General features: G+C 64.7%; 1 protein-coding gene. It reads left to right on the forward strand.

Annotated elements, in window-relative coordinates; translation table 11 throughout:
* The first annotated feature begins 15 nt into the window (after positions 1–15).
* A complete protein-coding gene (locus tag HX817_RS06385) occupies positions 16–12,954 on the forward strand; it encodes a non-ribosomal peptide synthetase (RefSeq protein WP_177039990.1) in 12,939 nt (4,312 codons plus the stop codon).
* Positions 12,955–13,085 lie beyond the last annotated feature (131 nt).

Genomic DNA, 13,085 nt, shown 5'->3' on the forward strand with positions numbered 1-13,085 from the left:
TCAGGCAGGAACCCCATGATGGACGCCTTCGAACTTCCCCGCACCCTGGTTCAGTCCCTTCAACGCCGCGCCGCGCAAACCCCGGATCGACTGGCGTTGCGCTTCCTTGCCGAGACGGCCGAACAGAGCGTTGTCCTCAGTTACCGCGACCTCGACCTGCGCGCCCGCACCATCGCCGCCGCCTTGCAGGCCGACGCCGGGCTGGGCGATCGTGCGGTGCTGCTGTTCCCCAGCGGGCCGGATTACGTCGCGGCGTTCTTTGGTTGCCTGTACGCCGGGGTCATCGCGGTGCCGGCCTATCCGCCGGAGTCCGCCCGCCGCCATCATCAGGAGCGGCTGCTGTCGATCATTGCAGACGCCGAGCCGCGGTTGCTGCTGACCACGTCCAGCCTCGGTGATTCGCTGGCGCAACTCGAAGGCGCGCCGCAGTTGCTGTGCGTTGACAGCCTCCATGCCGAAATCGCGGGCAATTGGGTCGCGCCCAACTTGCAGGACGATGACATCGCCTTCCTGCAATACACCTCCGGCTCCACTGCGTTGCCCAAGGGCGTGCAAGTGACCCACGGCAACCTGGTGGCCAACGAATTGCTGATCCGTCACGGCTTCGGCATCGACCTGAACCCCGACGATGTGATCGTCAGTTGGTTGCCGCTTTACCACGACATGGGCCTGATCGGCGGGCTGCTGCAGCCGATCTTCAGCGGTGTGCCGTGCGTATTGATGTCGCCGGCGTACTTCCTTGGCCGGCCATTGCGCTGGCTCGAAGCGATCAGCGAATACGGCGGCACCATCAGCGGCGGGCCGGACTTCGCCTATCGCTTGTGCAGCGAGCGAGTCAGCGAATCGGCATTGGATCGCCTGGACCTGAGCAAATGGCGCGTCGCGTATTCCGGCTCCGAGCCGATCCGCCTCGACACCCTCGAACGCTTCGCCGAGAAGTTCGCCGCCTGCGGTTTTACCCCGAACAATTTCTTCGCCTCCTACGGCTTGGCGGAGGCCACCTTGTTCGTTGCCGGCGGCACCCGTGGCCAGGGCATCCCGGCCGTGCGCCTAGACGAACAGGCTCTGGCCGCCAATCGCGCCGAGCCCGGTCAGGGCGCGGCGATCATGAGTTGCGGCACCAGCCAGCCCGAGCACGCGGTGCTGATTGCCGACCCCGCCACCCTGGCGACGCTCCCCGACAATGCCGTCGGTGAAATCTGGGCCACCGGCCCGAGCATCGCCCACGGCTACTGGCGCAACCCTGAAGCCACCGCCAAGACCTTCGTCCAGCACGAAGGCCGTACCTGGCTGCGGACCGGCGACCTCGGGTTTATCCGCGAAGGTGAAGTGTTCATCACCGGCCGGCTGAAAGACCTGCTGATCGTGCGGGGCCACAACCTGTATCCCCAAGATATCGAGCAAGCCATCGAGCGCGAAGTGGAAGTGGTGCGCAAGGGCCGGGTCGCCGCGTTCGCGGTGAATGACCAGGGCCTGGAAGGCATCGGTATTGCTGCCGAAATCAGCCGCAGCGTGCAGAAAATCCTGCCGCCGGAGGCACTGATCAAAGCGATTCGCCAGGCGGTGGCCGAAGCCTGCCAGGAAGCGCCGAGCGTGGTGGTGCTGCTCAACCCCGGTGGCTTGCCGAAAACGTCCAGCGGCAAGGTGCAGCGCTCGGCCTGCCGCACACGCCTGGCGGACGGCAGCCTCGACAGTTATGCGCAGTTCCCCGGCGTGCAGGCGCCGGTCGGCGATGCTGTCCTGCAATCCGAACTGCAAAACCAGATTGCCGCGATCTGGTGCGAGCAATTGCAGGTGACGCAGGTCGCCGCCGACGATCACTTCTTCCTGCTGGGGGGCAACTCCATCAGCGCCACCCAGGTCGTCGCCCGGCTGCGGGAAACCCTCGGCCTGGAACTGAACCTGCGCCTGTTGTTCGAAGCGCCCACCCTGGCTGCCTTCGCCACCAGCGTCGGGCAATTGCAGCAGGACGGCGGCGTGGCCCAAGGCGCAATCCATGGGTTGTCGCGCCAGGAAGACCTGCCGCAATCCCTCGCGCAAAACCGCTTGTGGATCACCTGGCAACTCGACCCGCACAGCAGCGCCTACACCATTCCCGGCGCCTTGCGGTTGCGCGGCGAGCTGGATGAAGACGCGGTGCGCGCAACCTTCCAGCAACTGATCCAGCGCCACGAAGCCCTGCGCACGCGCTTCTTCGAGCGCGATGGCCAGGCCTTCCAGCGGGTCGACGCCAAGGCTGATTTCGATCTGCAAGTCATCGACCTCAGCGATTTGCCTGCCGCCGAGCGGGAAGCCCGTGCCAAGCAGATTCGTGAAGACGAAGCCCGCACCCAGTTCGACCTGGAGAAAGGCCCGCTGCTGTGGGTAACGCTGGTACGCCTGGATGACGACGACCACCAACTGCTGGTGACCCTGCACCACATCATCGCGGACGGCTGGTCGCTGAACGTGTTGATCGACGAATTCTCGCGACTGTACGCCGCTGCGTCCCAGGGCCAACCCCTGGAGCTGCCAGCGCTGGCCCTGCAATACGCCGACTACGGAAGTTGGCAGCGCCAGTGGCTGGCCGAAGGCGAGGGCCAGCGACAACTGGCTTACTGGAAACAACAACTGGGCGACGAGCACCCAACCCTGAGCCTGGCCACCGATCACCCGCGTTCGGCGCAGCACCTGCGCAGTGCCTCGCGTCACAGTGTGCGTGTGAGCGCGAGCCTCGGCGAAGCCATTCGCAAGACTGCCCAAAGCCACGAATCCACGCCGTTCATGCTGTTGCTCGCGGCGTTCCAGAGCCTGCTCTATCGCTACAGCGGCCAGCGCGATATCCGCATCGGTGTGCCCAACGCCAACCGTCCGCGCCAGGAAACCCAAGGCCTGATCGGGTTCTTTATCAACACCCTCGTACTGCGCGCCGAACTGGATGCGCGCCTGCCCTTCGCCGAGTTGCTGACGGCAACCCGCACCGCAGCGCTGGGCGCCCAGGCCCATCAGGACCTGCCTTTCGAACAGCTGCTGGAAGCCTTCCCCCAAGCCCGGGAACAAGGCCTGTTCCAGGTGATGTTCAACCACCAGCAACGTGACCTCGGCGCCTTGCGCCGCTTGCCGGGCCTGCTTGCCGACGAGCTGGCATGGCACAGCCGCGAAGCCAAGTTCGACCTGCAACTGCACACTGAAGAAGACCGCAACGGGCGCCTGAGCCTGTCCTTCGACTACGCCGATGAGCTGTTCGACGCCGCCACCATCGAACGCCTGGCCGGGCACTTCATCAACCTGCTGCAAGCCATTTGCGAGCAACCACAACAGGCCATCGGCGACCTGAAGCTGTTGCACGCCGACGAGCAGCGCCAACAACAGCAGTGGAGCGCTGCACCGTGCACACCGGCGCAGCGCTGGCTGCCGGAACACCTCAACCAACACGTCTCGGAACGCACCGCACTGGTGTGGCAGGACGGCAGCCTGACCTTCGCGCAATTGCACACCCAGGCCAACCGCCTGGCCCATTACCTGCGGGACAAGGGCGTCGGCCCGGACGTGTGCGTGGCCATCGCCGCCGAGCGTTCGCCGCAACTGCTGATCGGCCTGCTGGCAATCATCAAGGCCGGCGGCGCCTATGTGCCGCTGGACCCGGATTATCCCGCCGAACGCCTGGGCTACATGCTCAAGGACAGCGGCGTGCAACTGCTGCTGACCCAGACTCCACTGCTGGAACAACTGCCCACGGCGCAAGGCGTGTGCGTCATCGCCATGGACAGCCTCAAGCTCGACAGTTGGCCGACCCACGCGCCGGGTTTGCACCTCAATGGCGACAACCTCGCCTACGTGATCTACACCTCCGGCTCCACCGGCCAGCCCAAGGGCGTGGGCAACACCCATGCCGCGCTGGCCGAGCGCTTGCAGTGGATGCAAGCCACCTACCAATTGGATGAAACCGATGTGCTGATGCAAAAGGCGCCCATCAGTTTCGACGTGTCGGTGTGGGAGTGTTTCTGGCCGCTGATCACCGGTTGCCGCCTGGTGCTGGCCGGCCCCGGCGAGCATCGCGATCCCCATCGCATCGCGCAGTTGGTGCAGGAGCACGGCGTGACCACCCTGCACTTTGTGCCGCCGCTGTTGCAGCTGTTTGTCGACGAACCGTTGGCTGCCGAATGCACCAGCCTGCGTCGCCTGTTCTCCGGCGGTGAAGCGCTGCCTGCCGAGTTGCGCAACCGGGTGCTGGCGCAGTTGCCGGCGGTGCAGTTGCACAATCGGTATGGCCCCACCGAAACCGCGATCAACGTGACGCACTGGCATTGCCAGGCCGAGGACGGCGAGCGTTCGCCGATTGGCCGGCCGCTGGGCAATGTGATTTGCCGGGTGCTGGATGATCAGTTCGAGCCGCTGCCGGCGGGTGTGCCGGGTGAGTTGTGCATCGGTGGCATCGGCCTGGCCCGGGGTTACCTCGGGCGTGCGGGGCTGACCGCCGAACGCTTTGTCGCCGACCCGCTGGGTGAGGCGGGCGCACGCCTGTATCGCACCGGTGACCGCGTGCGCTGGAGCACCGACGGTGTGCTGGAATATCTCGGGCGCCTGGATCAGCAGGTCAAACTGCGTGGCTTCCGTGTCGAGCCTGAAGAAATCGAAGCCCGCCTGCTGGCTCTCGACGGCATCGCCCAAGCGGTGGTGCTGGTGCGGGAAACCGCAGCCGGTGCGCAGTTGATCGGTTACTACACCGCCAGCGAACCGTTGGATGAACAGGACGTAAAAACCGCCCTGGCCGCCGAGCTGCCGGAGTACATGGTCCCGGCGCAGTTGATGCGCCTGGACGCGATGCCCCTGAGCCCAAGCGGCAAACTGGATCGCCGCGCCTTGCCGGAACCGGTGTGGCAGGTACGTGAGCACGTCGAACCTGAAACAGCGCTGGAACAGCAAATCGCCGCGATCTGGCGTGAAGTCCTGGCGCTGCCACACATCGGCCTGCGGGACGACTTCTTCGCCCTTGGCGGCCATTCGTTGCTGGCGACGCAAATCATCTCCCGCACCCGCCAGGCCTGTGACGTCGAACTGCCGTTACGCACGCTGTTCGACGCCAGCGAGCTGGGGGCTTTCGCCGAGCAGGTCCGCCTGATCCAGGCCGCCGGGCAACGTAACCAACAGCTGGCCATCGGCAAGGTCGACCGCAGCCAGCCGGTGCCACTGTCCTATTCCCAGCAGCGCATGTGGTTCCTCTGGCAGATGGAGCCCGACAGCCCGGCGTATAACGTCGGCGGCATGGCGCGCTTTCGCGGGGTGCTGGACGTGGGCCGTTTCGAGGCGGCGTTGCAGGCCTTGATCATGCGTCATGAAACCCTGCGCACGACTTTCCCGAGCATCAATGGCGTGGCGCAGCAGAAGGTTGCGGCGCAAACCGGCGTGCGCATGGATTGGCAGGATTTCTCGGCGTTCAGTGAGGCCGAGCGGCAACGGCGTGTGCAGCAACTGGCCGATCATGAAGCCCACACGCCGTTCAATCTGGAGACCGGTCCACTGCTGCGCGCCTGCCTGGTCAAGGCCGGTGAGCAGGAACATTACCTGGTGCTGACCCTGCACCATATCGTCACCGAAGGCTGGGCCATGGACATCTTTGCCCGTGAAATCAGCGCGCTGTACGAAGCGTTCATCGACGACCGCGAATCGCCACTGGCGCCACTGCCGGTGCAGTACCTCGACTACAGCGTGTGGCAGCGCCAGTGGCTGGAGTCCGGCGAACGCCAGCGCCAACTGGATTACTGGACCGCGCAACTGGGCACCGAACACCCGCTGCTGGAACTGCCGGCCGACCGTCCGCGGCCGCCGGTGCAAAGTCACCAGGGCGAGCTGTACCGTTTCGATTTGAGCGACGACCTCGCCGCCCGCGTGCGTGCCTTCAACGCCGAACGCGGCCTGACCCTGTTCATGACCATGACCGCCACCCTCGCGGTATTGCTCTACCGCTACAGCGGCCAGACTGACCTGCGCATCGGTGCGCCGGTGGCCAACCGGATTCGCCCGGAAAGCGAAGGGCTGATCGGCGCATTCCTCAACACCCAGGTGCTGCGTTGCCAGCTCAACGGGCAGATGAGTGTCGGCGAACTGTTTGACCAGGTTCGCCACACCGTGATCGAAGGCCAGTCCCATCAGGACCTGCCGTTCGACCATCTGGTGGAGGCCCTGCAACCAACCCGCAGCGCGGCGTACAACCCGCTGTTCCAGGTGATGTGCAACGTGCAGCGCTGGGAATTCCAGCAAAGCCGCACCCTGGCCGGGATGACCGTCGAATACCTGGCCAACGATGCCCGCGCCACCAAGTTCGACCTCAACCTGGAGGTCACCGACCTCGATCATCGCCTGGGTTGCTGCCTGACCTACAGCACCGACCTGTTCGACGAGCCGCGTATTGCGCGCATGGCGGCGCATTGGCAAAACCTGCTGGAAGCCTTGCTTGCCGATCCGCAACAGCGCCTGAGTGAGTTGCCGTTGCTGGAGGCTGGCGAACAGCGCGCCCTGCGAGACAGCCTTGGCATTGAGGCTGGCGAGCATCGCCTCGACCAGTGCATCCATCACCTGTTCAGCGAGCAGGCCCTGGCCCGTGCCGATGCACCGGCGTTGACCTTTGCCGGGCAGACCCTGAGCTACAGCGAACTCGACAGCCGTGCCAATCGCCTGGCCTGGATGCTCCGCGAGCGCGGCGTGGGCCCGCAGGTGCGGGTCGGCCTGGCGTTGCCGCGTTCGCTGGAAATGGTCGTCGGCCTGCTGGCAATCCTCAAGGCCGGCGGCGCCTATGTGCCGCTGGACCCGGAATACCCGCTGGACCGCCTGCACTACATGATCGAAGACAGTGGCATCGGCCTGTTGCTTAGCGATGCCGCGATGTTCGACGCATTGGGCGAACTGCCTGAGAGTGTCGGCCGCTGGTGCCTGGAAGATGACCTGCTGACCCTGGCGGACTACCCGGCAAGCGAGTTGCCTTTCATCAGCCTGCCGCAACATCAGGCCTACTTGATCTACACCTCCGGTTCCACCGGCAAGCCCAAGGGCGTGGTGGTGTCCCACGGTGAAATTGCCATGCATTGCCAGGCGGTGATCGAGCGCTTCGGCATGCGCCCGGATGACTGCGAGCTGCACTTCTATTCCATCAACTTTGACGCTGCCACCGAGCGTCTGCTGGTGCCGTTGCTCAGTGGTGCCCAGGTGGTGTTGCGGGCCCAGGGCCAGTGGGACGCGGAAGAAATCTGCGGGCTGATTCGTCGGCACCGCATCAATATCCTGGGCTTCACCCCAAGCTATGGCAGCCAGTTGGCGCAATGGCTGGCCACGCAAGACCAGACCCTGGCGGTGCGCATGTGCATCACCGGCGGTGAGGCCCTGACCGGCGAACACTTGCAGCGCATTCGCGCGGCATTCAAGCCGGCGCTGTTTTTCAACGCCTATGGCCCGACTGAAACCGTGGTGATGCCGTTGGCCAGCCTGGCCCCGGAAGCCCTGGAAGAGGGCGCCGGCAGCGTGCCGATCGGCAGCATCATCGGCGCGCGTGTGGCCTACATTCTGGATGCGGATCTGGCGCTGGTGCCGCAAGGCGCGACGGGTGAGTTGTACGTCGGCGGTGCCGGCCTGGCCCAGGGGTATCACCAGCGTCCGGGCATGACCGCGGAGCGGTTTGTCGCGGATCCGTTTGCCACGAACGGCGGTCGCCTGTATCGCACCGGCGACCTGGTGCGCCAGCGTGCCGATGGCCTGGTGGAATACCTCGGTCGTATCGACCATCAAGTTAAGATTCGCGGGTTCCGCATCGAGCTGGGGGAAATTGAAACCCGCCTGCTGGAACACCAGGCGGTGCGTGAAGCAGTGGTGTTGGCGCTGGATTCCCCGAGCGGCAAACAGTTGGTGGCCTACCTGATCAGCGACGAAGAACACGGTGCACTGCGTGAATCCCTCAAGGCGCATTTGAAAGCGCAGCTGCCGGACTACATGGTGCCCGCGCACCTGATCGTTCTCGACAGCATGCCGCTGACCGCCAACGGCAAACTCGACCGCCGCGCCTTGCCGCAGCCGGACCCCGAGGCGAATCGTCAACAGTACGTGGCGCCGCGCAACGAGCTGGAGCAAACCCTGGCGGCCATCTGGTGCGCGGTACTGAACGTGCAACAGGTAGGCCTTGACGACAACTTCTTCGAGTTGGGCGGCGACTCGATCCTGTCGATCCAGGTGGTCAGCCGGGCCCGGCAGGCGGGGATTCATTTCAGCCCGCGTGATCTGTTCCAGCACCAGACCGTGCAAACCCTGGCCGCCGTGGCGACCCGCAGCGAGCAGGTCAGCGCCGAACAAGGCGTGTTGACCGGCGCGTCCGGGCTGACGCCGATCCAGCACTGGTTCTTCGACACCGACATCCCGGAGCGCCAACACTGGAACCAGGCATTGCTGCTGGAGCCGGTTCAGGCCCTGGAACCTCATCGCCTGGAGCAAGCGTTGCTGGCGGTGCTGGAACATCACGACGCCCTGCGCCTGAGCTTCACCCAGCGCGACGCCCAATGGCACGCCGAACACTTGGCTGTGCCGGAAGGCGGCCTGCTGTTGCAAGCCCAGGTGGCGGACATGGAGCAGTGCGGCGCGCTGTTCACCGACACCCAGCGCAGCCTCAACCTCGCCCATGGCCCGTTGTTGCGCGCGTTACTGGTGGACGGCCCGCAAGGCCAGCGCCGGCTGCTGATCGCGATCCATCACCTGGTGGTGGACGGCGTTTCCTGGCGGGTATTGCTGGAAGATTTGCAGACCGTGTATCGCCAGTTGAGCGACGGCCAGCCGGTCAACCTGCCGGCCAAGACCAGCGCCTTGCGCGACTGGGCGGCGCGGTTGCAGGCGTATGCCGGCAGCGAATCCCTGCGTGAGGAGCTGCACGTGTGGCAGCAACAGTTGGCCGGCCCTGCCGTTGAGTTGCCGGTGGATCGCCCACAGGGTTCGCTGCGCAATCGCGACGCCGATACCGTCAGCGTGCGCCTGGATGCCGAGCGCACCCGCCAGTTGTTGCAGCAGGCACCAAGTGCCTACCGCACCCAGGTCAACGATTTGCTGCTGACGGCCCTGGCCCGTGTGCTGTGCCGCTGGAGTGGCCATGAATCCGCATTGATCCAGCTGGAAGGCCACGGCCGCGAACCGCTATTCGACGAGATCGACCTGACCCGCAGCGTCGGCTGGTTCACCAGCGCCTACCCGCTGCGCCTGACCCCGCTGCATATCGAAGAGGCCGCCGGGCAGGGCGCCTCGATCAAGGCGATCAAGGAGCAACTGCGCGGCGTGCCCCACAAAGGGTTGGGTTATGGCGTGCTGCGCTACCTGGCCGACGACCTGTGCCGCCAGACCATGGCCGCGTTGCCGACCGCCAGTATCACCTTCAACTACCTCGGCCAGTTCGACCAGAGCTTTGGCGCCGACGCACTGTTCCACCCGCTGGACGAGTCCGCCGGGATCGCCCACGACCCGGACGCGCCGTTGCCCAACGCGCTGAGTGTCGACAGCCAGGTGTACGGCGGTGAGCTGGTGCTGCGCTGGACCTTCAGCCGCGAGCGTCACCACAGCCAGACCATCGCTGAACTGGCGGACGCTTACCTGGCGGAACTGCAAAGCCTGATCGAACATTGCCTCAAGGCAGACGCGGGCGGCCTTACGCCGTCGGACTTCCCGCTGGCGCACCTGACCCAGGGGCAACTCGATGCGCTGCCGGTGCCGGCCAATGCCATCGAAGACGTGTACCCGCTGACCCCGATGCAGGAAGGCTTGCTGCTGCACACCCTGCTGGAACCGGGCACCGGCCTCTACTACATGCAGGACCGCTACCGCATCAACAGCGCCCTGGACCCCGAGCGTTTCGCCCAGGCCTGGCAGGCGGTGATCGCCCGTCATGAAGCCTTGCGCGCCTCGTTCTGCTGGAACGTCGGCGAAGACATGTTGCAGGTTATCCACAAGCCCGGCAGCACGCCGATCGAGTACCTCGACTGGAGCCAGGAGCCGGAAAGCGAGCAGGAACCGCGCCTGCAAGCGTTGCTGAAAAGCGAGCGTGAAGCCGGTTTCGATCTGCTTAACCAGGCGCCCTTCCACCTGCGGCTGATCCGCGTAGGCGAAGCCCGCTACTGGTTCATGATGAGCAACCACCACATCCTGATCGATGCGTGGTGCCGCTCGCTGCTGATGAACGATTTCTTCGACATCTACATGGCCCTCGGCGAAGGTCGCGAAGCGCAACTGGCGACGCCACCGCGTTACCGCGATTACATCGCCTGGCTGCAACGCCAGAACCTCGCCGAGGCGCGCCAGTGGTGGCAGCAGAACCTGCAAGGGTTCGAACGCACCACACCGATTCCGAGCGACCGGCCGTTCCTGCGCGAGCATGCCGGCCACAGCGGCGGCATGGTGGTAGGCGACTGCTACACCCGCCTGGATGTGCGCGACGGCGCGCAATTGCGCGAGCTGGCCCAGGCTCATCAATTGACGGTGAACACCTTCGCCCAGGCGGCATGGGCCCTGGTGCTGCGGCGCTTGAGTGGCGATCGCGACGTGCTGTTCGGCGTCACCGTGGCAGGGCGCCCGGTAGAGATGCCCGAGATGCAGCGCACTGTCGGGCTGTTTATCAACAGTATCGCCTTGCGGGTCAAGCTGCCGGAGGACGATCAGCAGTGCAGCGTGCGCCAATGGTTGAGCGGCCTGCTCGACAGCAATATGCAACTGCGCGAGTACGAGTACCTGCCGCTGGTGACCATCCAGGAGCACAGCGAACTGCCGAAAGGCCAGCCGCTGTTCGACAGCCTGTTCGTGTTCGAGAACGCCCCGGTGGAAGTCTCGGTACTGGACCGTGCGCAAAGCCTGAATGCCACCTCGGATTCCGGTCGCACCCACACCAACTTCCCGCTGACGGCCGTGTGCTACCCGGGCGATGACCTGGGCTTGCACCTGTCCTACGACCAGCGTTATTTCGATGAAACCACCGTGCAAGGCATGCTCGCTGAATTCAAGCGGCTGCTGCTGGCGCTGGTGCAGGGCTTCCATGGCGACATGGCCGACTTGCCGCTGATTGGCGAGCAGGAGCGTGAGTTCCTGGTGGACGGCTGCAACCAGAGCGAGCATGAATATCCGCTGGAGCGCAGTTACATCGAGCTGTTCGAAGCCCAGGTGGCACAGCATCCACAGCGGATTGCCGCCAGTTGCCTGGATCAGCAATGGACCTACTCTGAGCTGAACCGGCGCAGTAACCGCCTGGGTCATGCGCTGATTGCCGCGGGTGTCGGGCTGGACCAACCGGTGGCGTTGCTGGCTGAACGTAATCTGGATTTGCTGGGCATGATCATCGGCAGCTTCAAGGCCGGCGCGGGTTACTTGCCGCTGGATCCGGGGCTGCCGACCCAGCGCTTGAGCCGGATTATCGACTTGAGCCGCACGCCGCTGTTGGTGTGCACCGAAGCGTGCCGTGAGCAGGCGCAGGTGCTGCTGGAAGAGTTTGCCTGCTGCGGCCGGCCGAAGTTGCTGGTGTGGGAGGAGATGACTGGCTCGCAGGAAAACCCCGGTATCTACAGCGCGCCGGATAACCTGGCCTACGTGATCTACACCTCGGGCTCCACTGGCCTGCCCAAGGGCGTGATGGTCGAACAGCGCGGCATGCTCAATAACCAGTTGAGCAAGGTGCCGTATCTGCAACTGACTGAGCACGATGTGATCGCCCAGACCGCCTCGCAAAGTTTCGATATCTCGGTGTGGCAGTTCCTCGCGGCACCGCTGTTCGGGGCGCGGGTGGACATTGTGCCAAATACCATTGCCCATGATCCGCAAGGCTTGCTCGCTCACGTCCAGGCCCAGGGCATTACCGTGCTGGAAAGCGTGCCGTCACTGATCCAGGGCATGCTCGCCCAGGAGCGCATGAGCCTGGATGGCTTGCGCTGGATGCTGCCGACGGGTGAAGCGATGCCGCCGGAACTGGCGCACCAGTGGTTGCTGCGTTATCCGCAGATTGGCCTGGTCAACGCGTATGGTCCGGCGGAATGTTCGGACGACGTGGCGTTCTTCCGCGTCGACCTGGCGTCGACCCGTGGCACTTATCTGCCGATTGGTACGCCGACCGACAATAACCGGTTGTACCTGCTGGACGGTGCGCTGGAACTGGTGCCTCAAGGCGCCGTCGGCGAGTTGTGCGTGGCCGGGACCGGCGTGGGTCGTGGTTATGTCAGCGATCCGCTGCGCACGGCGCAAGCGTTTGTGCCGAATCCATTGGGTGCGGACCGGTTGTATCGAACAGGGGATTTGGCCCGCCGTCGCAGCGACGGTGTGTTGGAGTACGTCGGGCGCATCGACCATCAGGTGAAGATTCGCGGTTACCGGATCGAGCTGGGTGAAATCGAAGCGCGCCTGCATGAGCAGCCTGAAGTGCGGGATGCTGCGGTGGGCGTGCAGGAGGGCGTCAACGGCAAGCATCTGGTGGGCTACCTGGTGGCGGCGGATGCGCAGCTCAACCCGGGTGAGCGCCTCGATCGCATCAAGCAACGCCTGCGGGCCGAGCTACCGGAATACATGGTGCCGTTGCATTGGTTGTGGCTCGACCGTTTGCCGCTGAACGCCAATGGCAAGCTGGACCGCAAGGCCTTGCCGGCACTGGAGATCGGCCAGTTGCACAGCCAGGATTATCTGGCGCCGCGCAATGAGCTGGAGCAGACGCTGGCCGGGATCTGGGCCGAGGTGCTCAAGGTCGAGCGCGTCGGCGTGCAGGACAACTTCTTCGAACTGGGCGGGCATTCGTTGCTGGCCACGCAGATAGCTTCACGGGTGCAGAAGACGCTGCAGCGGGATGTGCCGTTGCGGGCGATGTTCGAGTGCAGCACGGTGGAGGCGTTGGCGGGGTATATCGACGGGCTGGCGGCGAATGAGATCAGCGCCGAGAAGGTGGATCGGTTGAGTGATTTGATGGCGGAGCTGGAGGGTTTTTAACTCGGATCGCAACGCGCCACTCGTCGGGTGGCGCGGTTGTTAAGGTTCGAACTGTGAATTCTGACAGTAGGCAAGGGGGGCTTTTCGGCGTGTGATGGGCAACACCATCACTCGTTGAAATGGAGTTCTAT

Source organism: Pseudomonas sp. C6002, from assembly GCF_013385805.1.
Taxonomy (GTDB): domain Bacteria; phylum Pseudomonadota; class Gammaproteobacteria; order Pseudomonadales; family Pseudomonadaceae; genus Aquipseudomonas.